This window comes from Paraburkholderia xenovorans LB400, assembly GCF_000013645.1.
In the GTDB taxonomy this organism is placed as follows: domain Bacteria; phylum Pseudomonadota; class Gammaproteobacteria; order Burkholderiales; family Burkholderiaceae; genus Paraburkholderia; species Paraburkholderia xenovorans.
The window spans coordinates 1,221,436-1,247,712 of record NC_007953.1; the positions used below are offsets into that span (position 1 = coordinate 1,221,436).

At 62.6% G+C, this 26,277-nt stretch carries 25 protein-coding genes and 3 pseudogenes; 14 read left to right on the top strand and 14 right to left on the bottom strand.

The features are described 5' to 3' along the window. Positions 1-5: 5 nt before the first annotated feature. A complete protein-coding gene (locus tag BXE_RS42155) occupies positions 6-1,466 on the bottom strand; it encodes an aldehyde dehydrogenase (RefSeq protein ID WP_233518888.1) in 1,461 nt (486 codons plus the stop codon). Between the two features lie 395 nt (positions 1,467-1,861). On the opposite strand from BXE_RS42155, the gene BXE_RS42160 reads away from it, so the two are divergent. From BXE_RS42160 to BXE_RS42180, 5 genes are read left to right on the top strand one after another with little or no spacing between them, the layout of a single operon-like run. Then, positions 1,862-2,647: a UTRA domain-containing protein gene (locus tag BXE_RS42160; RefSeq protein WP_011494277.1), complete on the top strand. Its 786-nt coding sequence runs from the start codon at positions 1,862-1,864 to the stop codon at positions 2,645-2,647. Then, the gene (locus BXE_RS42165) at positions 2,644-3,987 is read left to right on the top strand and encodes a UbiD family decarboxylase (RefSeq protein WP_011494278.1); all 1,344 of its coding nucleotides are present in this window, start codon (positions 2,644-2,646) and stop codon (positions 3,985-3,987) included. Before BXE_RS42160 ends, BXE_RS42165 begins: the two co-directional genes overlap by 4 nt. Continuing rightward, a complete protein-coding gene (locus BXE_RS42170; RefSeq protein ID WP_011494279.1) occupies positions 3,980-4,597 on the top strand; it encodes a UbiX family flavin prenyltransferase in 618 nt (205 codons plus the stop codon). Before BXE_RS42165 ends, BXE_RS42170 begins: the two co-directional genes overlap by 8 nt. After that, complete coding sequence (locus tag BXE_RS42175) at positions 4,578-5,339, top strand: aspartate/glutamate racemase family protein (protein ID WP_011494280.1); 762 nt, start codon at positions 4,578-4,580, stop codon at positions 5,337-5,339. Before BXE_RS42170 ends, BXE_RS42175 begins: the two co-directional genes overlap by 20 nt. Further along, positions 5,336-6,439, top strand: coding sequence for an NAD(P)/FAD-dependent oxidoreductase (locus tag BXE_RS42180; RefSeq protein ID WP_011494281.1), 1,104 nt, complete (start codon positions 5,336-5,338; stop codon positions 6,437-6,439). Before BXE_RS42175 ends, BXE_RS42180 begins: the two co-directional genes overlap by 4 nt. A 21-nt stretch (positions 6,440-6,460) precedes the next feature. Here BXE_RS42180 and BXE_RS42185 read toward each other — a convergent pair whose 3' ends face one another. Next, the gene (locus BXE_RS42185; protein ID WP_011494282.1) at positions 6,461-7,921 is read right to left on the bottom strand and encodes an EAL domain-containing protein; all 1,461 of its coding nucleotides are present in this window, start codon (positions 7,919-7,921) and stop codon (positions 6,461-6,463) included. A gap of 96 nt (positions 7,922-8,017) precedes the next feature. Then, the gene (locus BXE_RS42190; protein WP_233518887.1) at positions 8,018-8,953 is read right to left on the bottom strand and encodes an EAL domain-containing protein; all 936 of its coding nucleotides are present in this window, start codon (positions 8,951-8,953) and stop codon (positions 8,018-8,020) included. A gap of 206 nt (positions 8,954-9,159) precedes the next feature. Here BXE_RS42190 and BXE_RS42195 point away from each other — a divergent pair, with 206 nt between their 5' ends. From BXE_RS42195 to BXE_RS42215, 5 genes and pseudogenes are all read left to right on the top strand, one after another. Continuing rightward, entirely contained in the window at positions 9,160-10,842 is a 1,683-nt protein-coding gene (locus tag BXE_RS42195) for a Mu transposase C-terminal domain-containing protein (RefSeq protein ID WP_011494284.1), read from the top strand. 2 nt (positions 10,843-10,844) lie between these two features. Then, positions 10,845-11,753, top strand: coding sequence for a TniB family NTP-binding protein (locus BXE_RS42200; protein ID WP_011494285.1), 909 nt, complete (start codon positions 10,845-10,847; stop codon positions 11,751-11,753). After that, positions 11,750-12,967 carry a TniQ family protein gene (locus BXE_RS42205; protein WP_009288528.1) on the top strand — a complete coding sequence of 406 codons (1,218 nt, stop codon included), beginning with the start codon at positions 11,750-11,752 and terminating at the stop codon, positions 12,965-12,967. Before BXE_RS42200 ends, BXE_RS42205 begins: the two co-directional genes overlap by 4 nt. 60 nt (positions 12,968-13,027) lie before the next feature. Then, a pseudogene (locus BXE_RS42210) lies at positions 13,028-13,198 on the top strand (recombinase family protein); the annotation flags it as partial. 2 nt (positions 13,199-13,200) lie between these two features. Continuing rightward, the gene (locus BXE_RS42215; RefSeq protein WP_013722008.1) at positions 13,201-13,650 is read left to right on the top strand and encodes a TIGR02391 family protein; all 450 of its coding nucleotides are present in this window, start codon (positions 13,201-13,203) and stop codon (positions 13,648-13,650) included. Between the two features lie 71 nt (positions 13,651-13,721). Here BXE_RS42215 and BXE_RS47735 read toward each other — a convergent pair whose 3' ends face one another. The 4 genes and pseudogenes from BXE_RS47735 to BXE_RS42230 form a co-directional block, all read right to left on the bottom strand. Beyond that, positions 13,722-13,961 (bottom strand): hypothetical protein, encoded by a 240-nt coding sequence (locus tag BXE_RS47735; RefSeq protein WP_233518941.1) that lies wholly within the window; start codon positions 13,959-13,961, stop codon positions 13,722-13,724. Between the two features lie 28 nt (positions 13,962-13,989). Next, a pseudogene (locus tag BXE_RS47740) lies at positions 13,990-14,187 on the bottom strand (hypothetical protein); the annotation flags it as partial. A gap of 93 nt (positions 14,188-14,280) precedes the next feature. Further along, entirely contained in the window at positions 14,281-17,196 is a 2,916-nt protein-coding gene (locus BXE_RS42225; RefSeq protein ID WP_003158660.1) for a Tn3-like element IS1071 family transposase, read from the bottom strand. 144 nt (positions 17,197-17,340) lie between these two features. Next, positions 17,341-18,063 (bottom strand): annotated as a pseudogene (locus BXE_RS42230) (patatin-like phospholipase family protein); the annotation flags it as partial. A gap of 42 nt (positions 18,064-18,105) precedes the next feature. Here BXE_RS42230 and BXE_RS42235 point away from each other — a divergent pair. From BXE_RS42235 to BXE_RS42250, 4 genes are all read left to right on the top strand, one after another. After that, on the top strand, positions 18,106-19,149 hold the full coding sequence (locus tag BXE_RS42235; RefSeq protein WP_011494288.1) for a Fe(3+) ABC transporter substrate-binding protein: 1,044 nt from the start codon (positions 18,106-18,108) through the stop codon (positions 19,147-19,149). Positions 19,150-19,381: 232 nt separating this feature from the next. Next, a complete protein-coding gene (locus BXE_RS42240; protein ID WP_011494289.1) occupies positions 19,382-20,584 on the top strand; it encodes a tyrosine-type recombinase/integrase in 1,203 nt (400 codons plus the stop codon). Positions 20,585-20,607: 23 nt separating this feature from the next. After that, on the top strand, positions 20,608-20,949 hold the full coding sequence (locus tag BXE_RS42245) for a type II toxin-antitoxin system RelE/ParE family toxin (RefSeq protein WP_011494290.1): 342 nt from the start codon (positions 20,608-20,610) through the stop codon (positions 20,947-20,949). Then, entirely contained in the window at positions 20,939-21,259 is a 321-nt protein-coding gene (locus tag BXE_RS42250) for a DNA-binding protein (RefSeq protein ID WP_011494291.1), read from the top strand. Before BXE_RS42245 ends, BXE_RS42250 begins: the two co-directional genes overlap by 11 nt. A 70-nt stretch (positions 21,260-21,329) precedes the next feature. Here the strand turns inward: BXE_RS42250 and BXE_RS48435 are convergent, their stop codons facing one another. The 7 genes from BXE_RS48435 to dmpE all read right to left on the bottom strand — a co-directional run bounded on the left by BXE_RS48435 (position 21,330) and on the right by dmpE (position 26,268). Further along, entirely contained in the window at positions 21,330-21,482 is a 153-nt protein-coding gene (locus BXE_RS48435; RefSeq protein WP_196812977.1) for a hypothetical protein, read from the bottom strand. A 280-nt stretch (positions 21,483-21,762) separates the two neighbouring features. After that, positions 21,763-22,233, bottom strand: a complete 471-nt coding sequence (locus tag BXE_RS42255; protein WP_233518886.1) for an OmpW/AlkL family protein — start codon at positions 22,231-22,233, stop codon at positions 21,763-21,765. A gap of 2 nt (positions 22,234-22,235) precedes the next feature. Then, positions 22,236-22,412, bottom strand: a complete 177-nt coding sequence (locus BXE_RS46850; protein WP_167540902.1) for a hypothetical protein — start codon at positions 22,410-22,412, stop codon at positions 22,236-22,238. A 146-nt stretch (positions 22,413-22,558) separates the two neighbouring features. Further along, on the bottom strand, positions 22,559-23,419 hold the full coding sequence (gene bphD / locus BXE_RS42260; RefSeq protein ID WP_011494293.1) for a 2-hydroxy-6-oxo-6-phenylhexa-2,4-dienoate hydrolase: 861 nt from the start codon (positions 23,417-23,419) through the stop codon (positions 22,559-22,561). 70 nt (positions 23,420-23,489) lie between these two features. Further along, positions 23,490-24,530 carry a 4-hydroxy-2-oxovalerate aldolase BphI gene (gene bphI / locus BXE_RS42265; RefSeq protein ID WP_003450974.1) on the bottom strand — a complete coding sequence of 347 codons (1,041 nt, stop codon included), beginning with the start codon at positions 24,528-24,530 and terminating at the stop codon, positions 23,490-23,492. Between the two features lie 19 nt (positions 24,531-24,549). Beyond that, positions 24,550-25,464, bottom strand: coding sequence for an acetaldehyde dehydrogenase BphJ (gene bphJ, locus BXE_RS42270; RefSeq protein ID WP_003450975.1), 915 nt, complete (start codon positions 25,462-25,464; stop codon positions 24,550-24,552). A gap of 21 nt (positions 25,465-25,485) precedes the next feature. Next, positions 25,486-26,268: a 2-oxopent-4-enoate hydratase gene (gene dmpE / locus BXE_RS42275; protein ID WP_003450985.1), complete on the bottom strand. Its 783-nt coding sequence runs from the start codon at positions 26,266-26,268 to the stop codon at positions 25,486-25,488. Positions 26,269-26,277: the final 9 nt, after the last annotated feature.

Sequence of the window (26,277 nt, forward strand, 5' to 3'; positions counted from 1 at the left end):
TCCGGTCAGCCAATGACGAACGGATTTTCGATTTCTTCCGCTGTGGAGATCCAGACGGCCTTGGTCTGCAGATATTCGCGAATGCCCTCGATGCCGTTCTCCCGGCCGATGCCGCTTTTCTTGTAGCCGCCGAAGGGCGTCGTATACGAAATGTCGCGATAGGTGTTGATCCAGACACTGCCGGCCTCCAGCCGCTCACTCATCCTGAGTGCCAGTCGCATGTCGGAGGTCCATACACCCGCACCCAATCCGAAGTCGCTGTCGTTGGCGATGGCGATGGCTTCTTCCGGATCATCGAAGGGAATGGTGGCGAGCACCGGCCCGAACACTTCCTCGCGCGCGATCCGCATGTCGTTGCGGATGCCGGTATAGATGGTGGGCTCGATGAAGAATCCTTCCCCGCACTCGGCGATATCGGGGCGCGCCCCGCCCATCACCAGCTCGGCGCCCTCCTCGCGCGCGATGTCGATATAGCCCAGGATCTTGTTGTACTGCATCCGGTTGGCGATCGGACCGATCTGGGTTTCCGGTTTGCGCGGGTCGCCGATGCGCGCCGTTTTCGTGAAAGCCGCGAGCTTGTCCACGAATTCGTCGTGGATGCGGCGCTGCACCAGGAGGCGCGAGCCGGCAATGCAGGTCTGCCCGACTGCCCCGAAAATTCCGCCGACCACCCCGCGCACGGCATTGTTCAGATCGGCGTCGTTGAAGACGAGATTGGCCGATTTGCCGCCCAGCTCGAGGCTGGCGCGCTTCACGTCCTTCGCGGCGAGCGCATAGAGGTGAGAGCCGGTGGCCGTTGAGCCGGTGAAACCCAGATGCCGCGTCAGCGGATGCGCGACCAGCGGCTCGCCCACCTCTTTGCCGAAGCCGGTCACCACGTTGACGACGCCGGGAGGAAAACCGGCTTGCTCCACCAGTTCCATGAGCTTGAGCGCCGACGCTGACGTAAATTCGGCCGGCTTCAGCACGATGGTGTTGCCGGCCGCGAGCGCCGGCGCCGCCTTCAGCGAGAGCAGCAGCAGCGGCGCATTCCACGGCACGATGCCTACGCACACGCCGAGCGGCTCGTGCCGCGTGAAGCTGAGCGCCGGCTGCTCGACCGGGTGTACGGCGCCTTCGATCTTGTCCGCCAGTCCCCCGTAGTAGTAATACCATTTCGGGATGCCTCTGATCTGATGGCGCATCTCGGCCAACAGCCGGCCGTTATCGCGCACCTCGATCCCGGCCAGTTCGTCGGCATGTTGCCCGATGAGTTGGCCGAAGCGCTGCAGCACCAAACCGCGCTCGGACGGATGCATGGCACGCCACGGGCCGTCGCGGAACGCCTTGTCGGCGGCGCGTATCGCGCGGTCGGCGTCTTCGGCATTACCACGCGGGATCAGCGCCCAGGGCTTCGCCGTGAATGGATCCACCGTTTCGAAATATTCGCCCGACGCCGGCTCTACCCACTCGCCGCCGATATACATGCTGAGCTTCGGCAGATGTCCCGTCATAGAAAAACTCTCCTGTCTCATGTCATAGAGCACCGCACTGACGAAGCTCATGTGCGGCGTATTGATATGTTTTCGTATAAGAAATCATGTCATTGCACAAACGTTAAGTGGCCATTTTTTGCCTGTCAAGCGCCAAAATTCGGCTTCTCTGATGCCGCGGAAATGCGCCCATGGAAAGGAGGCGCACCGGGGAACACGCGCAATCCGGCCGACGCAGGCGCGTTTAACGGCTTGAAGTACGCTCCCTGCAACGCCGCGACAATGCGCTTTCATTCCACTACGGCATGCGTCGTCGCGGCAATTCAGAGATTGCATTGCGATATTATTTTACGTATATACTGATGTTGTTATGACACGGACGACGAATCATGCCGCAGCTTCCGCAAGCCCAGCAGCCCCTTTACGCACAGATCAAGACCGCAATCGAACAACGCATTCAGGCAGATGAATGGCGAGCCGATTTCCAGTTGCCGCGCGAGGAAGAACTCGCCGTTGAATTCGGCTCGTCCCGGCTGACAGTGCGCCGCGCCCTGAAGGAATTGCAGGACGAAGGCTTGCTGGTCCGGATTCAAGGGCGGGGCACCTTTGTCGTCGGCCCGCGCGTGCCATGCGCGATCTTCGATCTGCCCGATATCTCGGAAGAAATCGAATACAGCGGCGGCATCCATACCAGCGAGGTGATTTCACTCCGGGCGCTGGACCGGGACGATCCGCTGGCAAGCCTGCTGCCCGTACCGGCAGGCGCGGTGCTGTTTCACTCGCGCATCCTGCACAAGGAGGACGGCACGCCGCTACAGGTCGAGGACCGCTTCGTCAATTCGCTGGAGGCGCCCGCCTATCTCGATCAGGACTTCACCCGCGTGACTCCGCACGCCTATCTGCTGTGCGAGACGGAAGTCACCGCGGTCGAAAACAGCATCCGGGCGGTGCGCGCGGACCCCGAGAGCTTGCGGCTGCTCGAAATCGCGGGCGACCAGCCGTGCCTGCTCATCGACCGGCGTACCTGGCGAGGCAAGGTACCGGTAACGCGCAGCCGCTTCCTTTACCCGGGCGATCGCTATCGCCTGCGCAGCTCGCACGAGGCTGCCACGTCCAGCCGGCCGCCCATGTCGGCGATGTTCGACATCAACCCGTCCCCCCGGAGAATTCGATGAGAGACTACCTGGCGCGCCTGAGAGAGCGCGGCGATCTGCTGGTGGTAGAGAAGGAAATCGACCCGTTCCATGAGCTGGCGGCCGTCACGTTCCAGGCGCAAAAGCGCTGGGGCAAGCCGATTCTTTTCACCAGGGTAAAAGGCTCCCGCTTTCCCGTCGTCACCAACGTCTATGGCTCACGCGACCGGCTGGCCGAAGTGATCGGCATTCGCGCCGCCGATTTCTGCCGCCAGTGGAGCAATCTTTCCAGTCTCGGCAGCGGCACCGGCGACCAGCCGCCCTTCACCCATGTAGAAGATGACGACCTGATCGAGTGCAAGCTGTCCGACCTGCCGCTCATCACTTATTCGGACCGTGACGGTGCCCCCTATTTCACTTCGGCGATGTTTCTCGCCAAGGATCCGGAAACCGGGGTGGGCAATCTGTCCTTTCACCGCTCCATGTACGTGAGCGACAACGAGCTGCGCTGCCGTCTCGCGCCACGCCATCACCTGACCATCTACCACGAGAAGGCCGAGAAGATGGGCAAGCCCCTGGAGGCAGCCATGCTGATCGGCGCGCCAGCGACCTCTTTTCTCACCGCCGCCGCGCCGCTGCCCTACGACGTCGACGAACTGGAAGTCGCCGCTCGCCTCAAGGGCAGCCCCATCGCGATGCGGAAATGCCGCCATATCGACCTCGAAGTACCGGCCGACACCGAAATCGTCATCGAGGGCAGATTCCTGCCCGATGTGCGGCGCCCAGAAGGGCCGTTTGGCGAATTCATGGGTTACTACGTGCCCGTGGGACCCAACGCGGTGTTCGAGGTGCTCGGCGTCACCGTGCGGCCCAACGCCGTGTTCCACTCGATCCTGTGCGGATCGGCGGAAGAAGTGCTGACGCTGGAGCTGTCGGTGTCCGCGAATATCTACCAGCGCCTGAGCGCCGCGCTCCCGGGCATCGTCGACGTCACCTGCCAGCCTTTCGTCACCCATGCGATCATCAAGATCGATCCGCAGTTCGAAGGCCATGCGCGCCAGGTGATGCTCTCGACGATCGGCGCCGAGCCGATCTGGGCCAAAGTCGTGACCGTGGTCGACGAGGATGTCGACATCTACAACATGGACGACGTCATGTGGGCGATCCTCACCCGCTGCCGGCCCGACAAGGACATGTTGATCATCCCCGAGACGCCCTCCTTCTATCGCGACGAGCAGCGCGACCACTGGGGACGCCTGCTGATCGACGCCACCAAGCCGTTCAACCGGCAGGGCGAATTCGAGCGCAAGAAGATCAGGCTGGCGGACCAGATCAATCTGGCCGACTGGTTCCCCAATGCGGACAGGACAGGCCATGAATGACGGAGCGACGCGCAGGCTCGTGCTCGCGATCACGGGCGCGTCCGGCGCCATCTACGGCGTCAGGGCGCTCGATGCGCTGATGCGCGCCGGTGTCGAAACTCATCTCGTCATCAGCCGGGCAGCGCATCTGACCCTGGCGCAGGAACTGTCGCGGCGCCCGGCGGAACTCGCGGCGCAGGCCAGCGTCGTCCACAAGGTAGACGATGTCGGCGCGTCCATTTCGAGCGGTTCTTTCCGCACGATGGGCATGCTGATCGCGCCATGCTCGGTGCGAACGATGTCGGAAATCGCCTCCGGCGTCACCTCCAGTCTGATCAGCCGCGCGGCGGATGTCACGCTGAAGGAACGCAGACGCCTTGTACTGATGGTGCGCGAGACGCCGCTCCATCTCGGGCACCTGCGCACGATGACGGCGTTAAGCGAAATGGGGGCGATCATCATGCCGCCCGTTCCCGCCTTCTACGCTGTGCCACGCAGCCTCGATGAGATGGTGGACCATACCGTCGGCCGCGCGCTCGATCTGTTCGACATCGACACCGATGCCGTGCGCCGCTGGAACGGCATGGCGGCCAGCCGCAGCGAGGCGGCCGATGACGCTCGCGCCCAATAGCTTGCGCGCGGCGGCAAAACCTCGGCCGGTGCACGGCACCTTGATCGGAATGATCGTGCTCGATACCGGCTTCGCACGGCTGCCCGGCGACGTCGCGCACGCGGCGACCTGGGACTTTCCGGTGCAGTTCCGGGTGGTGCGCGGAGTGCGGCCGCGCGACGTCATCGAGCGTGATCCGGCCCAGAGCCTCGGCGCGTTCTACGCCGCAATCGACGATCTCGTCGCAACCGGCGTGCGCGCCATCGCCACGAGCTGCGGGTTCCTTGCCGCCGTTCATCCCGAACTGCGCGCTTACAGCCCGGTGCCGTTCGCTTCGTCGAGCCTGATGCAGATCCCGCTGGTGTTGAGTCTGCTGCCGCAGGGCCGGACGGTGGGTGTGCTGGTGTCCGACAAGGCGTCGATTACCGATCGGCATTTTCTCAACGTCGGAGCGCCCCTCGGCCTGCCGCTGGGTGAGTTGCCTTATGACGGCCCTATCCGCACCGGCATGCGCGAAAACAGGATGCATGTGGACGCTGCGGCACAGGAGCGCGACGCGCTGGACGCCACGGCCCGGATGCTCTCCGGGCACCCCGGCATTGGCGCGATCATCAGCGAATGCGCCAATCTACCGCCCTATGCGGCCGCCATGGAGCGCGAGTTCGGCCTGCCGGTCTATGACGCCGTCACGCTCGTGAACTGGCTACAGGCCGGGCTCGCACCGCTTCACTTCGCGGCGCGCGGCCGCAGCCGGCCGGCATGAGCGGGCATGACCTCATCGTGATCGGCGGTGGGCTGATCGGCTCGGCCATTGGCTGGGGCGCGGCGCGCGCCGGCGCGGACGTCACGCTGCTCGACGAGGGCGATGTCGCCTTTCGGGCGGCTCGCGGCAATTTCGGCCTGATCTGGCTGCAGGGCAAGGGCGTGGGCACGCCGCGCTATATGCACTGGTCGCTGCGCGCGGCGCGGATGTGGCCGCGTTTCGCTTCGACATTGCAGGCGCAGACCGGTATCGACATCGGCTGGCGGCCGTCTGGCGGCCTGCACTTCTGCTTGTCGGAAGCGGAGTTGCAGGGCCGGCGCGACATGATCGCCCGCACGCGGGCCGCTGGCGGGGACATCGACATCGAGATGCTCGACCGGTCGGCACTCGCCGAGATGCTGCCCGGCCTCGGACCGGACGTGCTGGGCGCCTCATTTTCTCCGCTTGATTCCCACGTCAGCCCGCTTTACCTGCTCCGCGCGCTGCAAAAGGGCCTGCAACTGGCCGGCGGGAGCTACCGGCCGAACTTTCGCATCGACGAAATCATCTGCCGGCCCAATGGTTTTATCGTGCTGTCGGAGGGACGTCGGATCGAGGGCCGGCGGCTAGTCATCGCCGCCGGCCTCGGCGCGGCAAAGCTGGCGCCCCAGGTCGGCCTCAGCATGCCGGTAGCGCCGGAGCGCGGCCAGATCGTCGTCACCGAACGGCTGAAACCGTTCTTCCCCTACGCCGGCAATTGTCTGCGCCAGAGCGCCGAAGGCTCGGTGCTGCTCGGCAGCAGTCATGAAGAGGCCGGCTTCGACGACGGCACCGACGTCAGAGCCGGCGCGAAGCTCAGCCACCTCGCGGTGAGAATCTTCCCACGGCTCGCCGAGGCGTCCGTGGTTCGGCTATGGGGGTCGCTGCGGGTGATGACGCCCGACGGCCTGCCGATCTACGAGGAATCGCAGCGTTGCCCCGGCGCGTTCGCCGCGACGTGCCATAGCGGGGTGACATTAGCCAGCATCCATGCCCTTGAAGTCGGTCCGGGCATCGCCGCCGGCGCCCTGCCCGCCGAAGCCGGCTTTTTTTGCAGCACGAGATTGACTCAACCAGCGTAGCCGGGAGCGGAGCGGAATGCTTCACGCGAAGCTGGCGGCGCTCCCGGTTGAAACGTGCTTTCCCTGCCACCAGTCCAGCCTGGCGAAAAATACCGGAAGCTGCGCTACGGGTATCGCCTTGCCAAGGAAAAAGCCTTGTGCCAGATCGATTCGCGCTCGCCCGACAGCAAGGTATTGGCCGCTTCCTTCGACTCCGTCTGCAATCACAGCGATATTGAGCTGACGGCCTGCAGCCGCTATCGTCTGGAGCGTCCACAGCCGATCTGCCTCATCAAGCCCCATGACATCGCGATCTATCTTGATGAACTCCAAACCGGCAGGCAGCGCGGAGGCGGTTAACGAAGTCGTTGTCCGTATCCCTGACAGGGCAACGCGAACCCTATCCGCGCGCAGGCGCTCGAGGCTGCCCAACTGCTGTGGCAGGTCGTCAGCCTTGACCTGGAACACCAGCCGGCTGACAGTGAACGATCTTGCCGTCGCGGCGATCAACGAAAGGCACTCTTCGCTTTCCAGGCATGTTTTCCACAAATTGACCATCAGATATAGCTTGCGGCCATTGGCGAGACCGGCAAGTTCCGTCTCTGCAGTCGAGAGGACGAAAGCGACGAGCTTGCGGGTAGAACGGCGATCGACCAGCTTGTCCATATACCACCCTTCTCCCCGCAGGCCATACGCCTCGTTCTTCCAGCGCAGCGCCACCTCCAGCCCTATGCATTTACGGGTTCTGGTATAGAAGACAGGCTGATATTCGAGGTGGAACTCGTTACGTCTCAATCCACGATTTACGGCGCGAGCGAGAATCGCGCGTTCGCTAAACCACCGCAGGTAAAGGAGTGCGCCGGACGCGCCGAACAACACCAGCAGAGCGACCGTCAGAACCAGCACGGATGCGAACAGAAGCCACCGGTAATGAGCCGCTGATATCGTCTGGTTCGTCGGCCCCGCGTGCTTCTTCGGCTGATGGAAATGGCCTGCGGGCAAAGCCCAATCCATCCGTCCCGGCATCGACGCGCCCGCCGGCGATTCCACCGGCTTTGTAGAAGGGGTCACGTCCCCGGCGTTCCGGGCGACTCCAGGCGGCGAGGAATCCATGTCGGCCGATGGCGCGGACAACGCGTCGAGCCGCCGGCTACCTGGCTGCGTCTCGACTGCGTCCGGAGCACGCTGTACCGCGTTGGTTGCCGGGAAACTCGGGCTGGATGCGCCCGGGTTCGCGGGGTGAAACGCGCAAGCCTTCCGGATCGCATCCGCCGGAATGAACGCCTTCATTCCGGCATCGCCAAACGCAGCGGGTAGCAGGAACGCGCCTGCTTCGGCACACCCATGATCGGGAAAGGCGGCCGACGCCGCGCTTCCCGGATTCGCGATTCCAGTCGCCGAACGGATCAGATAGGAGAATGTAGCCGGGTCCTCCGCATAGCACCCGGCGGATAGACAAAGAAGAAGAAGACTGCCGACGAAATGCTGTGCTCCGGTTCTCATATCGATCACGACCTGGCGTGCCAGGATTACCTCTCACGTGTCACGAAAAACTCGTTTCACGAGAACGGGCTGGGTTAGCCCAGCCAACAATTCCGGTTATTCGGAGGGCGTGCCGGGAGCGGAGAGAAAACCGAACTCACGAATCGGCGGGTCGGAGCCGACGCGTTGGGGAGCGTTGAGGTAATAGCCCTGAACCCACTGCACGCCCGCATCACGGGCGACCCGGAGATCGCCGGGTGTTTCGACACCCTCGACGACGACGAGCGGTGCGGTGCCCTGCGCCATCCGGACCAGCCGGTTGAATTCAGCCGTGCAAAGCGTGCCCTGTCGAACACGCCGCAGAAACGAGCGGTCTATCTTGAGGATGTCGGGTTCGCACATACGCGCGGCATCTGCGGAAAATCCCGCGCCGAAATCGTCGATTGCAATCCGAACGCCCAGCCCTCTCAAGCGCTGGACAAACGCGCGCCCTTCAACCGGCGAGACCGGAACTGACTCGGTGATTTCCACCACCAGCCGGGCCGCAACCCGAGGCTCGGCCGCCAGTTCGCGAAAAAGCGATGTCCACCAGTAATCGTCCCGAACGCTTTGAGCCGACACGTTACAGCCGAGATACGCGGCCGGCATACGCCGGATCTCGTCCAGCGTACGGCGCAGGACGTAGCAGTCGAATGGACGCATCAGCCCGAGTTGTTCCAGCGCCGGAATGAAGCGGCCCGGCAGCATCACCTCGTTATCCACCGTCATCCGCGCCAGCGCTTCGCGATAGAGGATGTCCGCGGGAGCGTCGATAGCGGCGATCACCTCATGCTGGAAAAACAGCCGGTCTTCCGCGATGGAAGCGAAAACCGCTTGCGCGATCCGCCACTCGGGCGACCGCAGTGTCATTGCATCGCTGCGCGCCTCGACGCTCGGATCGTCCCGGTTGACGCTTTCGATAGCTCGCATTGCCGCTCCGCGACAGGCAAAAGCACACGGTCGCCCGTTGCGCTGCGCACAAATTTTTACAAATTCCTGGAGATCGTCACCCAACTCTATGGCACAAAATCGGTCCTTTTTGTCTCCCGGCAAAACTCATGGCTCCGGTCTGCGCCTTCTGTCATTTTCAGAAGACGACTGCACCAATCAACGAGACATGAAGCCTGCTGTGCATACGGCTCCTGACAGCCCGATATCAGGACTCCTCTGCACGAAACTCGTCTATGCTCAATACTCGTGTGCACCAAAGCGAGGCGAGCATGGCGACCGATACCGTACCGATTGCCGAGCGCGGCGTAGCCACCCTGTCAGAACAGGCATGGGAGCGTGCTCGCTGCCGCGCGGAGATCATTGGGCCGTTGGCGCAGTCGGAGACGGTCGGGCATGAAGCGGCCGACGCAGCAGCCCAGGCGCTGGGTCTGTCCCGGCGGCAGGTCTACGTCCTGATCCGCCGTGCCCGGCAAGGTTCGGGGCTGGTCACTGATTTGGCTCTTGGACAGTCGAGCGGTGGCAAAGGTAAAGGCCGCTTGCCGGAGTCGGTCGAACGAATCATCCGCGAGCTACTGCAAAAGCGCTTCCTGACCAAGCAGAAGCGCAGCTTGGCGGCGTTCCACCGTGAAGTTGCGCGGGTGTGCAAGCTGCAAAAGCTGCGGATGCCGGCGCGCAACACGGTCGCGTTGCGGATCGCCAGCCTTGATCCACTCAAGACCACTCGACTTCGGGAAGGCCAGGATGCGTCCCGCATCCTGCAAGGTGTTGGCGGTGTTCCTCCGCCAGTCTCCGCACCGCTGGAGCAGGTACAGATCGACCACACAGTCATCGACCTGATCGTGGTGGACGAGCGCGACCGGCAACCGATTGGCCGTCCGTACCTGACCCTCGCCATCGACGTGTTCACCCGCTGCGTGGTTGGCATGGTGGTCACGTTAGAAGCGCCATCTGCCGTCTCGGTCGGCCTGTGCCTCGCACACGCCGGTTGCGACAAGCGCCCTTGGTTGGAAAGGTTGGACGTGGAAATGGACTGGCCGATGAGCGGCAAGCCCGCGCTGCTCTACCTGGACAACGCGGCCGAATTCAAGAGCGAGGCGCTACGCCGTGGCTGCGAGCAGCATGGCATCCGGTTGGACTATCGGCCTCTCGGGCAGCCGCACTATGGCGGCATCGTGGAACGGATCATCGGCACGGCGATGCAAATGATCCACGACGAATTGCCGGGGACGACCTTCTCCAACCCTGACCAGCGCGGGGAATACGCCTCCGAGAAGATGGCCGCCCTGACACTGCGCGAGCTGGAACGCTGGCTCGCATTGGCGGTTGGCACCTATCACGGCTCCGTGCACAACGGCCTGCTCCAACCGCCGGCCGCACGCTGGGCCGAAGCTGTCGCGCGTACCGGCGTTCCAACCGTCATCACTCGCACCACGGCTTTTCTGGTCGATTTCCTGCCCGTCCTCCGCCGCACCCTGACCCGCACTGGCTTCGTCATCGACCACATCCACTACTACGCCGATGCGCTCAAGCCGTGGATAGCTCGGCGCGACCGCCTGCCTGCGTTCCTGATCCGGCGCGACCCACGCGACATCAGCCGCATTTGGGTGCTGGAGCCGGAGGGGCAGCACTATCTGGAAATTCCATACCGTACCTTGTCGCACCCGGCTGTCACCCTCTGGGAACAACGGCAGGCGCTGGCGAAATTGCGGCAGCAAGGGCGCGAACAGGTGGATGAGTCGGCGCTGTTCCGCATGATCGGGCAGATGCGCGAAATCGTGACCACTGCGCAGAAAGCCACGCGCAAGGCGCGGCGCGACGCGGATCGACGCCAGCATCTCAAGTCAACGGAACAACCTGTCAAAACCACGCCACCAGCGGACACGGACATGGCAGACCCGCAGGCGGACAACCAGCCACCTGCCAAACCGTTCGACCAGATTGAGGAGTGGTAGCCGTGGACGAATATCCCATCATCGACCTGTCCCACCTGCTGCCGGCGGCCCAGGGCTTGGCCCGTCTCCCGGCGGACGAGCGCATCCATCGCCTTCGCGCCGACCGCTGGATCGGCTATCCGCGAGCAGTCGAGGCGTTGAACCGGCTGGAAGCCCTGTATACGTGGCCAAACAAACAACGCATGCCCAACCTGCTGTTGGTCGGTCCAACCAACAACGGCAAGTCGATGATCGTCGAGAAGTTCCGCCGCGCCCACCCGGCCAGCTCCGACGCCGACCAGGAGCACATCCCGGTATTGGTCGTGCAGATGCCGTCCGAGCCATCGGTGATCCGCTTCTACGTCGCGCTGCTCGCGGCGATGGGAGCACCATTGCGACCGCGCCCACGGCTGCCGGAAATAGAGCAACTGGCGCTGACACTGCTGCGCAAGCTCGGTGTGCGTTTGCTGGTGATCGACGAGCTGCACAACGTCCTGGCCGGCAACAGCGTCAACCGCCGGGAATTCCTCAACCTGCTGCGCTTCCTCGGCAACGAATTGCGCATCCCGCTGGTCGGTGTGGGCACACGCGACGCCTACCTGGCCATCCGCTCGGATGACCAGTTGGAAAATCGCTTCGAGCCGATGATGCTGCCGGTGTGGGAGGCCAACGACGATTGCTGTTCACTGCTGGCCAGCTTCGCGGCTTCGCTCCCGCTGCGGCGACCTTCGTCGATTGCCACGCTGGACATGGCTCGCTACCTGCTCACGCGCAGCGAGGGCACTATTGGCGAGCTGGCGCACCTATTGATGGCGGCGGCCGTGGCCGCCGTGGAGAGTAGTGAGGAAGCGATCAACCACCGCACGCTCAGCATGGCCGATTACACCGGTCCCAGCGAGCGGCGGCGGCAATTCGAGCGGGAACTGATGTGAAGCCAGCGCCACGCTGGCCACTGCATCCGGCACCCAGGGAAGCCGAAGCCCTGTCTTCGTGGCTCAACCGCGTGGCCCTTTGCTATCACATGGAAGTGTCCGAGCTGCTGGAGCACGATCTTGGTCACGGCCAGGTTGATGACCTGGACACCGCGCCACCACTGGCGCTGCTGGCGATGCTCTCCCAGCGGAGCGGTATCGAGCTGGATCGGCTGCGCTGCATGAGTTTCGCCGGCTGGGTGCCTTGGCTACTGGACAGCCTTGATGATCAGATTCCAGCCGCATTGGAAACCTATGCGTTCCAGCTCTCGGTACTGCTGCCGAGACTCCGCCGTAAGACGCGATCCATCACGAGCTGGCGTGCCTGGCTGCCCACCCAACCGATACACCGCGCCTGTCCGCTCTGCCTGAACGATCCGGAGAACCAAGCCGTACTGCTCGCGTGGAAGCTGCCCCTGATGCTGAGCTGCCCACTGCATGGCTGCTGGCTGGAATCCTATTGGGGCGTGCCAGGGCGGTTTCTCGGCTGGGAGAACGCCGACGCCGAACCGCGCACTGCCAGCGACGCGATTGCGGCGATGGACCAGCGTACCTGGCAGGCACTGACGACCGGCCACGTGGAGTTGCCGCGCCGACGCATCCACGCCGGATTGTGGTTTAGGCTGCTACGCACGCTGCTCGATGAGCTGAACACCCCGCTTTCGACGTGCGGCACCTACGCGGGGTATCTCCGCCAAATCTGGGAATGCTGCGGGCATCCGCTGCGTGCTGGGCAAAGTCTGTGGCGACCGTATGAAACCCTGAACCCGGCAGTACGGTTGCAGATGCTGGAGGCGGCGGCAACGGCAATCAGCTTGATTGAGGTGAGGGATATAAGCCCGCCAGGCGAGCACGCAAAGCTATTCTGGTCCGAGCCCCAAACCGGGTTCACCAGTGGCCTGCCGGCGAAAGCGCCGAAGCCCGAACCCGTCGATCACTGGCAGCGTGCAATCCAGGCCATTGATGAGGCCATCATTGAAGCACGACACAACCCCGAGACGGCACGCTCGCTGTTCGCGTTGGCTTCCTATGGTCGGCGCGACCCCGCTTCCTTGGAACAGTTGCGCGCCACCTTCGCGAAGGAAGGCATCCCCCCGGAATTTCTGTCACATTATGAGCCTAGCCTACCCTTTGCATGCCTTAGACAGAATGACGGGTTAAGTGACAAATTTTGACGTGCAGAGCTTCCCGATGCAAACTGTCACATAATCGAACGTATATGTGACAGGTACAAGATGCTGATTGGCTACATGCGAGTATCGAAGGCGGATGGCTCCCAGGCGACGGACTTGCAGCGCGATGCGCTGGTCGCGGCCGGTGTTGATCCGGCGCATCTCTATGAAGACCAAGCGTCCGGAAAACGCGAGGATCGTCCCGGTCTGGCGAGCTGTCTGAAGGCACTACGACATTGGACGCCGCGCGCTCGCGCGCCTGCCGGCTGAAGTCGGCACTTGAAAGCCGCAAAGTCCATGCTGAAGTACTCAACTACTGTCGCGCCGAACTGCTGGATGAAAACTATTTCCATGCCGTCTTCGAGTCGACCAAAGGTGTCGCCGAGCGCATCCGTTCCATGTCTGGCCTGACCATGGATGGCGCCGAGTTAGTGAGCCGGACGTTTTCGACGCAAAACCCGATCCTGGTTTTCGGTTCGCTCGCCACCGAATCTGAGAAGAGCGAGCAAAAAGGCTTCGCCCATCTGCTGGTGGGCCTCTTCGGCGCCGTGCGCAACCCACTCGCCCATGCCCCCAAGACAAACTGGCCGATGTCCGAACAAGATGCCCTGGACATCCTGACACTGGTATCACTCATTCACCGCAAGCTGGATCGCACGCTGAAAGCGAATACCGCGGCGTTGTAGCGGCTCCCCGTGTCTCCAGAGGATGGGGGTACTACCCTTTCGCGGGTGATCGGTCGGCGCCAAGACAGCCATCACGTAAGCCGTAAGCGCAACCGCTCGACAAGTTCTTCCAACTCGACGAGCCCTGCAGTGCGGCATTCCGGACTCTGTGCGATGGCGAGCATGTCGGTGAGCACACAGGCCACGCGCCATGTCTGGTTGAACCTCTCGCTCGTTTTCTCCTCGCTGCAGTACCCGGCGTGAACCGCGGCCCCGATCGATGGGCCGAGGCCATCGGCGCAGATCGAGCGCCGGGTGGCTGAAATACGCATCGCCGAAGTCGATGAGGCCAGTCAACTGCCTAGTCTGCGGATCGACGAAGACGTGTTCGGGGCCGGGGTTGCTGTGCAAGGCCACCCAGGCGTCTGCGTCCGGCAAGGCGCGCATCGCGAGGCGCGCCAACTGCAACGGGTCGAGCGCGAACGGCCAGGGCTGGGCCGCCCGCGCCGGGGTCTCCTCGTTTTCAGTGCAATAAGTGACGGTACGAAAAGCTAGCACTGGCGCGGAGGTGGTGTTGGTAGATCGTTGATTTCATTGACTTTCCTGTTCACTTTCAAATCTGCGATTCGTGGCGTCAAACCGTGGTCGGTTTCATCCATTGGTGCCAGTTATCGATGCATTTGGCCGCGAAGGCAGGATTTGGTCAGCATAGCGGTCAACCGGGAAGCGAAACACACCCCGCAAGTTGATGCTCTCCAGCCTGGTGGGCGCAATCTTCCCGATCAGTTCCGGTGGAATGACCTGGCGGCGGTTCGACCAGCGATCCAGGACCGCCTGCATCTGTGAGGTATTCCACGCCATCACGATGTTGGCCATCAGGCTCAACGCATCGGCCACAGCCTGCATTTCATCGACACGTTTGGCCTGCGCCGGGCTGATCCGGCCGGTATAAATGGCGCGCTTGAGGGCGTTAACAGCCTCGCCCCGATTGAGCACCCGGCGCAACTCGTTCCTGAAAGCGTCCTTGACAAAGTAGTCAGCCAAAAACGCCGTACGCAGCAACCGCCCCAATTGCACGCCAGCCTCATAGATTGGATCGCCCTGGGCGGCAGAACCGAACCGCGCAAGAGCTGCCACCGCACTGGCATGTCCGCTCATGACCGAGGCTGCCAGGTGCACCAGACTATCCCAATGCTTTTCGATCAAAGCGACGTCGACATTGGCTTCGCACACCGCAGCGATTTCTGCGGGCACTTTGGTGCCGCGTGGCACAAAGAGGTGGCGCTGTTTGAGTTCCTTCAACCGCGGGCAAAGATCAAAACCAAGCAAACGGGCATGTGACATGGCAAAGTCGGTGTAGCCATGGGTATCCACAGCAAGCTGGCTGGTCTCCAGCTTTTCTTGGCGGATGACACCTTCAATGGCCACGCCCGCCTGGCGCTCATTGAGCACAAAGGGCTGCGCATGGAAGATGCCCCACCGGTCTTTTACATGGGAGTAGATTCCAATGGAAGGTGTGTTGCGCCGAGGATCAAGCCGGGCTTGCCACACCCGTTTGGTGGTCTCCATGGTCATCATGTCAGAAGATGCCAAATCGGACCGCCCCCAGGTGGCGGCAATCGGGTGTCGCTGCATGAATTCCAGCACAGCCTGGCAGGCCTGGCTCAGACGCCGTTCGTCCCGCGCCCAGCGCATGGCCTGGCGAATGCTGGTGGCAGACAATTGCGGAATCATGCGCGCGCATTCGACCGCAGTCAGACTGGTGCCGTGGGCCATGATGCCGGCATAGACCATCAGCAGCTCGTCGGTAGAGCGCGGCTCACGTCCGAGCATGATCCAGCTAAAGCGCACCTGGGCGTCAACGGCCAGAATCACTTCCGGCAATTGAACCTCACCGATGCGGTGATCCAAAGCCGCGCGCAGCTTGGTCACTTCTGGGTCTTCGTCCTCTGCGGGCAATGGCGACAAATGGAGTTCATCATCCACGCGCAGTACGCCACTGCGGGCTGCAGCGGCCACCGCATCGACACCGGCAGTTACTCTGGCCAGCAAAGGCTTCAAGAAAGTGGCAGCCTTGCTGGGTAACGATAGACGGGCATAGTGTTTCTTGGACTCTGCCTGCCAACGCTCGTCCGTGAAGAACAAGCGCGCACGACCCCGAAAGCTCAGGCTGTGCTCAATCCAGACCGAGCCATTGCGCACCGCGCGGCGCAGGGCAAACAGGGTGGCCACCTCCAACGCCTGAAACGCCCGTTCCCGGTCTGGGCTGGAGATCGAAACCTGCCAGATCATTCCCAGACTTGGTGCCACCACTTCAACTGGCAGCTTTCTGGATCCTTTGAGATATAAAGCTTGCAGCTTGGCAAGGTACTCGATGGCAGGATGCTCGCCGGTGGCCTGCCAGGGCAGCTTTGCAATGGCGACGAGCAACGACCGCACGGGGCGAATTCCATCAATCAATCCCTCGCGGACCAGGGAGGCCCTGCTCGGTGGTTTGCGTTTCTGGGTTTCGGTGATCAAGGCTTCAAGACGGGCACGCAACTCAGCATCTGGCACCGCACCTTGCGCGCTCAAGGCAACAAGTTCGCCGAGCAGCGTTTTGTACATTGCGGCCCAATTGACGGTAGCGGGGACATCGGCGGCAGCCTGACGCCACAGATCGGCGATCCGGCGCTGCACCATAAGGATCAACTGGTCTGTGGTGGTGAACAGGCAATACCGAAGAAAGCATGCGACCTCCACGGTGCGCGCTGGCTCTTTGATCTTGGCTCCGGCTGAGGGCGGCCTGGAGACAAGTCGGCGCGCGTAGCGGCGCAAGATGAGATCGGGGATGTCTGCCAGGTGCTTATGAACGTCCAGCGTGTAAAGCAGGTCGATGCGCTCCAGTACCTCGCTGATTTGGCGGGTTGAGTGTTTCGCCGGTGCAGCCCATAGCCAACTCTGCTGGGTTTGTCCATCTGGGCGCAGCTCTGAAACTGAGGCTCGCCAGCGATCAAGTGTTGCTGGATCAACGCTGGCGGCGATGGCGGTGCCTGTTTCAACTTCAAGCTGGGCAAGTGCCGCCGCAATCAGTGTCCGAATTGCCCGCTCGTGCACGATCACCAGCTTGTTCTTGTACAGCCATTGACGCGCCCGCACGAGTAGCTGATCGCGGTCGGCGCAGCGCGCCACTTCGTCGCGCAGTTCACGTACCAGTGAGCGGCGCTGGTGCTCGCTCATCCACTGGAATCCAAGGACCGTGCAGGCTACTTGTTGGTGATCGAATAGCGTGCGCCCGCGTTCATACATGGCTCTCAGCGAGGCGACTTCTGGTGCTGCAATGCCAAGCTCGTTGCCAAGGTGGCGCCACAAGGCTACTGGAATTACCCGAAAGGCACCGAGCAAACGCCCACTCATGCGCAGGAAACCAATATGGAGCGCCAGACCAAGCTTGTGGGAATCACCTCGGCGTGCATTGATTGCGTCGCGCTCGGCACCATCGAAGGTGAAAAATGCCTTCATCTCGAAGTCGCTGATATCGCGGGGGAGCCCACGCATCCCCAAAAACGTTGTGTGCCAACCCTGCATCGTGAACCTCAAAAGTGGGAGGCCACCATACCCGTTTACAAAGCGAACAGGAAAGTCAATGAAATCAACGGTCTACCCAGACCACCCCCGCGCCAGTGCTAGCTTTGCGTACCGTCACTTATTGCACTGAAAACGAGGAGACCCCCCCTCGGGCGCACTGGAAATATCCACCGCCAGCACCAGGTCGGCGCCCATCTGGCGCGCATAACGCACCGGCACCGGCGACACCAGGCCGCCGTCCACGTAGTCATGTCCCGCGATCCGGACCGGCTGGAACACCGAAGGCACGGCGCTCGACGCCCGCACGGCCGTGCCGGTGTCACCCCGGCGGAACAACACGCCCTGCCCGCTGTTGAGGTCCGTTGCGACGATGCCCAGCGGCATCGGCATGTTCTCGATCAACCGGCCCGCCACCTGCGCGCTGACATACCGGCCCAGGGCCTCGCCCCGCAGCACGCCGCGGTTGAAGATCGGCAGCGTCCAGTCGGTGAAGGTGGCCTCTTCCATGGTTTCCGCCACCTGCTGCAGCTGGGCACCGTTCTTGCCGCTGGCGTAGAACGACGCCACCAGGCTGCCCGCCGAGGTGCCCACCACCAGGTCGGGCTTGATGCCGGCTTCCTCCAGTACCTGGATCACCCCGACATGGGCGAAGCCGCGTGCGGCGCCTCCACCGAGCGCCAAGCCGAGACGCGGCGTCTTCTTCACCACCGGCGGCGTCACGGCCACCGGCGGTCCGCCTGCGGGCGGGCTGGCGCAACCGCCCAGCACCAGCCCGATGACCGCCACAGCGGCCCAGGTCCAGCGGCCTGCCGGGCGCAGGAATGGGTCATAAACACTATTGAGAATTATTCTCGTTTGATTTATCATCGCTTCATTCGTTGACTTCTGTTGCCATTCACGGGATCTCATATGCTGAAGAAAACCGCTTTTGCCCTCGCGGCAACCCTGCTGGCTGCCACCGGCGCCTCGGCCCAGGAACAGGTTCTGAACCTGTATTCGGCGCGTCATTACACAACCGACGAGGCGCTGTACGCCAATTTCACCAAGGCCACCGGCATCAAGATCAACCGCGTGGACGCCGATGATGCCGGGATTCTCGCCCGGCTGAAGGCCGAAGGCACGGCCTCACCGGCCGACGTGATTTTGCTCGTGGACGCCGCGCGGCTGTGGCGGGGCGAGATCGAGGGCCTGTTCCAGCCGGTCAAGTCCAAGGTGCTGGACGACGCCATCCCGGCCCAGTTGCGCGCCAAAGCCGCGGCCGACGGCGGTACGCCGTGGTTCGGTTTCTCGACCCGGGCGCGCGTGATCGTGTACGACAAGATCAAGGTCCAGCGCGAGGACGTCGACACCTACGAAAAGCTCGCCGACCCGAAAAACAAGGGCAAGCTGTGCATCCGCTCGGGCTCGCACCCCTACAACCTGAGCCTGTTCGGCGCCGTGACCGAACACCTCGGCCCGGTCAAGACCGAAGCCTGGCTCAAGGGCCTGGTCGACAACATGGCCCGCTCGCCCAAGGGCGGCGACACCGACCAGATCAAGGGTGTGGCCTCCGGCGAATGTGGCATCGGCGTGACCAACACCTACTATCTCGCCCGCATGCTGCGCTCCACCAACCCGCAGGAACGCGCCGTGGCCGAACGCGTGGGTGTGGTCTTCCCCAACCAGTCCAGCTGGGGCACCCACGTGAACGTGGCCGGCGGTGCGGTGGCCCGCCATGCCAAGAACCCGGCCAATGCCGTGAAGTTCCTGGAATACCTGGCCAGCCCGGCCGCGCAGGAGCATTTCGCCAACGGCAACAACGAGTGGCCCGTGGCCAAGGACGTGAAGCTCAGCAACCCGGCCCTGCAGGCCATGACCGGCGGCAGCTTCAAGAGCGAGACCATCCCGATCAGCGCCGTCGGCATGAACCAGATCAAGGTGCAGCAGATGCTGGACCGTGTCGGCTTCAAGTGAGCTGAAACACCCGCGACAACCCGGCCCGGCGCCCTGCCCGGCCGGGTTTTTTATTTCATGCTGTGATCAGCACCGAATTTGGCTGATCTACGCTGAGGCCCGCCACAGCGAGTTTTCCTAGGGATCAAGTGGATTCACCATACCCCGGTGCTTTCCACAACCCGATCCGGTTTCCATCCGCTTGGCTCCCAGCCGACACCTGGAAACTGGCTCATTCCTCCTAGGAGTCAGCATGGCCAAAATCAAACTCACCAAGTCCGCTATAGACGCGGCACAACCCCAGGCGCAGCCCGTCGAACTGCGCGATACCCTGGTGCCCGGCTTCATGTGTAAGGTTACACCTGCAGGCCGCAAGGTGTTCATGCTCCAGTACCGGACCAATGCCGGGGAGCGGCGCAAGCCCGCCATCGGCCTGTACGGAGAGCTGACCGTCGAGCAGGCCCGCTCGCTGGCGCAGACCTGGCTGGCCGAGGTCCGCCGGGGCGGCGACCCCGGCGGCGACAAGGCTGAGGCGCGCAAGGCACCGACCGTCAAGGAACTGTGCGGACGCTTCATGTCGGACTACTCCAAGGTTCGCAACAAGCCGAGCACGCAGAAAGGCTACCAGGGCAACATCGACCGCAACATCATCCCTATTCTGGGCCGCATGAAGGTCCAGGACGTCAAGCGCCCGGACGTTGCGACGATGATGAAGAAGCTGGAGTCCACGCCGATGGAGGCCAACCACACGCTCGCCGTCATGCGAAAAATGTTCAACATGGCCGAAATCTGGGGCTTGCGGACGGATGGCACGAACCCGTGCCGGCACATCCCCCAATACCCTCAAGGCAAGACCACCCGGCTCATCACCGACGAGGAAATGGGCAAGTTGTTCAGGCATCTGGACAAGGTGGAGGCCGAAAGCAGCGAACCACCCATCGTCACGCTGGCCATCCGCTTGCAGTTCGAGTTCGCGGCGCGCCGCTCCGAAATCCTGTTGCTGGAGTGGACCTGGGTCGATCTGGAGAACCGGCGCGTGGCCTGGCCTGACAGCAAGACCGGCGGCATGTCCAAACCGATGAGCGAGGAAGCGCACCGCCTGCTCTCGACGGTGCCCAGGCACGAAGGCTCACTCTATGTGCTGCCGTCGCTGCGCGATCCGCTCAAGCACATGACGAACGGGGAGCATTACAACGGCTGGAGCCGCATCCTGAAGGCTGCTGGTGTGCAGCACGTCGGCACACATGGTATCCGGCACCGTTCGGCCACCGACATCGCCAATTCGGGCATCCCGGTCAAGGTCGGCATGGTGCTGACCGCGCACAAGACGGTGGCGATGTTCATGCGCTACATCCACACCGAGGATGCGCCGGTGCGTCAGGCGGCCGAACTGGTGGCGAACCGGCGCAAGACGGTGGTGGCGGGCACGATTGCCACACCAGTCGATGTATCTTGACAGTCATTCGTTTATAGACGAAAATGGCAGCATACGAGATTGAGCATTACCTGACTCTCGGTGAGCAGAAGGACTTCTACATCGAATGGCTGAAGCGGTTACGCGACGGTCAAGCCAAGGTTGCGGTGGCACGGCGCGTCATTCGCATCGAGCAAGGCAACTTTGGCGATCACAAGTTCTGTCGCAAGGGCGTGTGGGAGTTGCGCATCGATGCGGGGCCGGGCTACCGGGTGTACTACGCCTTGTCGGGCCGGCGTGTGGTGTTGTTGCTGTGCGGCGGCGACAAGAAGACTCAGGACGCGGACATCGCTCGGGCGGTGGATTACTGGCAAGACTGGCAACGGAGAACAGATGATGAGAAGTAGACCCCATGACGATGCGATGGCCGAGTTGTACCGAAACGACCCCGCGTTCGCGCTGGAAGTGGTCAACGGCATTCTGGAAGATGGCGACCAGGCCGAACTGCTGATCGTGCTGCGTCAAATGGCCGAGGCCTTCGGCGGCGTTCAGGCGGTGGCCGAACAGGCGCACCTGAATCCGACGCAGCTTTATCGCACGCTCTCCCCGAAGGGCAATCCGGCACTTAACAGCTTGCGGGCAATCCTCAAGGCGATGGGTCTGCGGCTGGCGGTGCAGCCGTTGGCTGCACCCGCCGTGCCAGCGCATGCCACCTGAATGTGGCATTGATGTCGGTCTGCGACAACTGACGGCCACGGAGACGATAACGCCTGGTGGTGGCTTCGGATCAGTCCCTGGGTTGCGCACCTAGCCAGCGCTCCATGACGAAAATAACCACCGTGTGTGATGCATGGACTGCCAGCCGGGCCTCAGACGCCACGATCTGCGGCGGCTCAATGCCGCGTCCATGAAACGACCACGCTCGCGCGTTGCTAAGCACATTCAAACGCCTGGCTCACTGATGACGCCGAAATCACGTGTAATTCGAGGTCCCCTGGAGTTCGATCCTGGCCGGCATCGAACTGATGCATATGATTCGCAAAGGCCAGTTCATGCTGAAGCGTGAAGGCATGTCGTTTGCCGACCAGTTCTACGCATTCGCAGGACACTTCCGTCTGACGTAAGAAGTCGCTGGCGCAACCCGGTACCACTTTGCCTTGCACCCGCTAACGCGATACAACCGCACCGGACGCCCGGACCGGGCGGCGGTCACTGAACGGTCAAAACTGCTTGCGAAGCGACAGGAAAGTCAACACCGGATCCAGTTTGACATCGGCACGAACCGGCGCGCCACCGGCAGTCCCCGTGGCCTTGACTTTCAAAAACAGCTTCTGAACCGAGAAGCCGATGCTGTAGCCATCCGACAGGGGCCAGTCCGCGCCGATCGTTAGTGCCGTACCGAGCCCATCGTCAACCTTGAGGTTCTGCACGGCGCCATCTTTGGTGCTGAAAACCCTCAGATAGGTCAGACCGCCGCCGAAAAACGGTCGGATCGGCCCCAGCATGCCTGGCGAATACGTCATTGTCAAAATGGCCGGGCCACCTTTGACACTGCCCAATTTTCCCAACGGGCTCAAGGTTCCAGCGCCGCCTAAATCGGTTTCCACCGGCGAACCGACATCCAGCCGGGCCGTCCAGTTGGGCGTTACGGCGTATCCGATTTCCACGCCCAGCACGGTGTCGCTGCCCACCGTCACCGCGCCACCCGGTTGCCAGCGAACGAGACATCCGCCGAGGGGTGGAACTTCAGGTGGACGGCTCCGACGCCAATGGACCATGGCGACGGGGAGTTGGTGAAGGCTTGTGCATGGACGCCGGCCGACAGAGTCGCTACGGCAAAACAGGTCAGCGTGGAAGCGATAATTTTCATGATTTTGTCTCCTTATATTTTTAAAAAACGAACTTCAATTGTCCAAAATGGACGCTTTTGTCTCTTCTGAATCCCGCCGCTTCATTTCGGCCTGATGCGTACCCCGTACCGACACGCAGGACAACAAAAAGCGGCGCTCTTGCCCCTTACGCGTGCCGCAGGAAGTCAATCACCAGGCGGTTGAATTCATCGGCATGCTCCCATTGCGCCCAATGGCCGCACTTGGAGAAAACGTGCAAACGCGCGTCGTCGATGTTCCAGAGCAGCTTCAAACCGTGGTCAAGGGGAACGAAGCGATCATCGCGCCCCCAGGTAATGAATGTCTTGGCCTTGATTTCTCCAAGTCTGGCAGTCACATCCCAGGTTGAAAGCGGCGCCTTTTGTGCGCTGATGAGGAAGTTCTTCAGGTGTTCCGGTTGGCGCTGAATGGCTTCCCAGCGGCCCTGCAGCAACTCCTCGGTGATAAGGGACTGGTCGTACAAAAACACCTGAAGCATCTGTTTCAGCGTCTCGTAGGACGGCTCGGCATACAGCTTGAACAGCAGCTTGATGCCTTCCATCGGCATCGGCGCGAACATGCTGGGGCCCAGGCCGCCGGGCCCCATGAGGATCAGTTTGCCGATGCGGTCGGGGTATTCGAGCGCGAAGTTCAGCGCCGTGGCGCCCCCCATCGAGTTGCCGACCAGGTGCGCCCGGTCGATGTCCAGCGCATCCATCAGCCCTTTGACGGCACGGGCGTTGACCAGGCCGCGCTGCTCGTCCATCACCACCGCGTCCGACTTGTTGAAGCCGGGCGAATCCTTCAGGATCACCCGGTAACCGGCGTCGACAAACGGTCCGACGTTGCGGTAGTAGTTACTCCAGCCGCCAGCGCCGGGGCCCCCGCCATGCAGCATGATGACGGTTTCGCCGTTACCCGCCTCGTTGTAGTGAATATTGAAATCGGAAAAACCTTTTTCATTTATTTTCACGAACTTGCTGGTAGAACTTTCGGTGAGTGCGGTCATTTTTCATCCTTTAAGTGAGTGGAGTGGAAACTGGTCAGGCGCAGCGCTTCATGCCGCGCCGGGTTTGAAATCATGCGGCGGTCAAGGTCAACCCGCGCTCACGTGCCATGGTCATGGCGGTGTCTTCAATCATGTCTTCCTGGCCGCCGACCATGCCGCGCCGTCCCAGCTCGACCAGGATGTCGCGCGCCGGCACGCCGTACTTCGCACTGGCGCGTTTGGCAAACAGCAGAAAGCTGGAATAGACCCCGGCATAGCCCAGCGTGAGCGAGTCGCGGTCGATGCGGATGACATGGTCCATGATCGGCACCACCAGGTCTTCGGCCACGTCCTGGATCTTGAACACATCGACTCCGGTTTCGATCCCCATGCGCGCGCATACGGCGATGAACACCTCCATCGGCGTGTTGCCGGCGCCGGCACCCAGGCCAGCGGCAGCGGCATCGATGCGGGTGGCCCCGGCCTCGATCGCGGCGATCGAGTTGGCGACGCCCATGGCCAGGTTGTGATGGCCGTGAAAGCCCAACTCGGTTTCGGGTTTGAGCGCGGCACGCACGGCACTCAGGCGCGCTTTCACGTCGTCAGGCAGCATGTAGCCGGCCGAGTCGGTGACGTAGATGCAGTTGGCGCCGTAGCCTTGCATCAAGAGTGCCTGGCTGACCAGCTTTTCTGGGCTGGCCATGTGCGCCATCATCAAAAAGCCCACGGTGTCCAGACCCAGCTTGCGCGATTGGGTGATGTGCTGCTCCGACACATCGGCTTCGGTGCAGTGGGTGGCCACGCGGATGGTGTTCACGCCCAGGTCCTTGGCCATCTTCAGGTGTTCGACGGTGCCGATGCCGGGCAAGAGCAGGGCACTGACCTTGGCCTGCTTCATCAACGGAATCACGGCGCCCAGGTATTCCTCGTCGCTGTGCGCCGGAAAGCCGTAGTTGACGGAGGAGCCGCCCAGGCCGTCGCCGTGGGTGACTTCGATCAGCGGGATGCCCGCGGCATCCAGGCCGCAGGCGATGGATTTCATTTGCTCCAGCGTCATCTGGTGGCGCTTGGGGTGCATGCCGTCGCGCAGCGTCATGTCGTGGACGGTGACTTTTTTGCCTTCTAGCTTCATGGTGGTTCTCCTGCGTGGTTCAGGCGTGGACGGGCTGGAGTGTCAACTGCCCGGCGAGGATTTCCTCGGCAAACATCTCGGCGGTGCGGGCCGCCGCCGCCGTCATGATGTCGAGGTTGCCGGCGTATTTGGGCAGGTAGTCGCCCAGGCCCTCGACTTCCAGGTAGACCGAGACGCGCAAGCCGTCGAAAACCGGGCCGTTGACCAGCTTGTAGCCGGGCACGTACTTCTGCACCTCTTTGATCATGGCGTGGATGGACTCGGTGATCTTGGCCTGATCGGGTTCGCTCTCCAGCAGGCAGTGCACGGTGTCGCGCATGATCAGCGGGGGCTCGGCCGGGTTGAGGATGATGATGGCCTTGCCCTTTTTGGCGCCACCGACCTTTTCGACCGCGCCGGCGGTGGTGCGGGTGAATTCGTCGATGTTCTTGCGCGTTCCGGGTCCGGCGGACTTGCTCGAGACGGTGGCGACGATTTCGCCGTAGGCCACCGGCTGGACGCGGCTCACGGCCGCGACCATGGGAATGGTGGCCTGGCCGCCGCAGGTGACCATGTTGACGTTCATCTCGCCTTTGCCGACATGTTCCTTGAGGTTGACCGTCGGCACGCAGAAGGGGCCGATGGCCGCCGGGGTCAGGTCTATCATCAGGGCGCCGAGGGCATTCACCTTGCGGCTGTTGTCAGCATGCACGTAGGCGCTGGTGGCATCGAAGACGATCTGCACGCCGTCGGCCTGCATGTGGGGAATCAACCCATCGACACCGTCAGCGGTGGTCTTGATGCCCATCTCGCGGGCGCGCTTGAGGCCGTCGGATTCGGGGTCGATGCCGACCATCCAGATGGGTTCCAATACCGGGCTGCGCTGCAGCTTGGCCAGCAGGTCGGTGCCGATGTTGCCGGGGCCGATCAGGGCGCATTTGATTTTTTTCGTCATGTGCTGAAATTTCCGGAAAAGTCAGTGAAAGCGCACCGAGCAGCCGCCGATGCCGCCGATGGTGACGCGGAAATGGTCGCCGGCCTGGGCCGGGAACATGGCGGCCAGCGCGCCGGAGAGAATCACCTCGCCGGCTTTCAGACCGATGCCCAGGCGGCCCAGGGTGTTGGCCAGCCAGGCCACGGAATTGACCGGGGAGCCCAGGGCGGCGGCGCCGGCGCCGGTGGCGATGATCTCGCCGTTTTTCTCGAGCACCATGCCGCAGGTCATCAGGTCGATCCTGCGCGGGTCGGCGGCGCTGCTACCGAGCACGAACATGCCGCAGGAGGCGTTGTCGGCCACGGTGTCCTGGATCTTGATTTTCCAGTCGCCGATGCGCGAGTCAACGATCTCGAAGCAGGGCATGACAAAGTCGGTGGCAGCCAGCACGTCGGCGTTGGTGACGCCGGGACCCATGAGGTCCTTTTTCAGGACAAAGGCGATTTCCCCTTCGGCCTTGGGCTGGATCAGGGAGGACATGGCGATGCTGCCGCCGTCGCTGACGATCATGCCGTCCAGCATGTAGCCGAAGTCGGGCTGGTAGACGCCCAGCATGTTCATCACGGCCGCGCTGGTAACGCCGATTTTCTTGCCGACGACGCGCTCGCCGGCCTGCAGACGGCGCGAGATCATCCGTTGCTGAATGTGGTAGGCGTCCTCGACGGTGATCTCTGGATGGCGGCTGGTCAACGGCTCGACCACGGTGCGCGTGCACAGCGCGCTGTAGAGCTCGTCACCCAGCGTTCCGATCAGTTCAGGGGTCATGGCGTTTCT

Bases quoted from the DNA above. Each gene is read 5' to 3' on its own strand.
- BXE_RS42240 (WP_011494289.1), top strand. From the start codon at position 19,382: ATGGCCAAAATCAAACTCACCAAGTCCGCTATAGACGCGGCACAACCC.
- dmpE (WP_003450985.1), bottom strand. From the start codon at position 26,268: ATGACCCCTGAACTGATCGGAACGCTGGGTGACGAGCTCTACAGCGCG.
- BXE_RS47735 (WP_233518941.1), bottom strand. From the start codon at position 13,961: ATGCGTATTTCAGCCACCCGGCGCTCGATCTGCGCCGATGGCCTCGGC.
- BXE_RS42165 (WP_011494278.1), top strand. From the start codon at position 2,644: ATGAGAGACTACCTGGCGCGCCTGAGAGAGCGCGGCGATCTGCTGGTG.
- bphI (WP_003450974.1), bottom strand. From the start codon at position 24,530: ATGAAGCTAGAAGGCAAAAAAGTCACCGTCCACGACATGACGCTGCGC.
- BXE_RS42160 (WP_011494277.1), top strand. From the start codon at position 1,862: ATGCCGCAGCTTCCGCAAGCCCAGCAGCCCCTTTACGCACAGATCAAG.
- BXE_RS42245 (WP_011494290.1), top strand. From the start codon at position 20,608: ATGGCAGCATACGAGATTGAGCATTACCTGACTCTCGGTGAGCAGAAG.
- BXE_RS42155 (WP_233518888.1), bottom strand. From the start codon at position 1,466: ATGTATATCGGCGGCGAGTGGGTAGAGCCGGCGTCGGGCGAATATTTC.
- BXE_RS42185 (WP_011494282.1), bottom strand. From the start codon at position 7,921: ATGAGAACCGGAGCACAGCATTTCGTCGGCAGTCTTCTTCTTCTTTGT.
- BXE_RS42250 (WP_011494291.1), top strand. From the start codon at position 20,939: ATGAGAAGTAGACCCCATGACGATGCGATGGCCGAGTTGTACCGAAAC.
- BXE_RS46850 (WP_167540902.1), bottom strand. From the start codon at position 22,412: ATGAAAATTATCGCTTCCACGCTGACCTGTTTTGCCGTAGCGACTCTG.
- BXE_RS42180 (WP_011494281.1), top strand. From the start codon at position 5,336: ATGAGCGGGCATGACCTCATCGTGATCGGCGGTGGGCTGATCGGCTCG.
- BXE_RS42225 (WP_003158660.1), bottom strand. From the start codon at position 17,196: ATGCAGGGTTGGCACACAACGTTTTTGGGGATGCGTGGGCTCCCCCGC.
- BXE_RS42175 (WP_011494280.1), top strand. From the start codon at position 4,578: ATGACGCTCGCGCCCAATAGCTTGCGCGCGGCGGCAAAACCTCGGCCG.
- BXE_RS42170 (WP_011494279.1), top strand. From the start codon at position 3,980: ATGAATGACGGAGCGACGCGCAGGCTCGTGCTCGCGATCACGGGCGCG.
- bphJ (WP_003450975.1), bottom strand. From the start codon at position 25,464: ATGACGAAAAAAATCAAATGCGCCCTGATCGGCCCCGGCAACATCGGC.
- BXE_RS42235 (WP_011494288.1), top strand. From the start codon at position 18,106: ATGCTGAAGAAAACCGCTTTTGCCCTCGCGGCAACCCTGCTGGCTGCC.
- bphD (WP_011494293.1), bottom strand. From the start codon at position 23,419: ATGACCGCACTCACCGAAAGTTCTACCAGCAAGTTCGTGAAAATAAAT.
- BXE_RS42195 (WP_011494284.1), top strand. From the start codon at position 9,160: ATGGCGACCGATACCGTACCGATTGCCGAGCGCGGCGTAGCCACCCTG.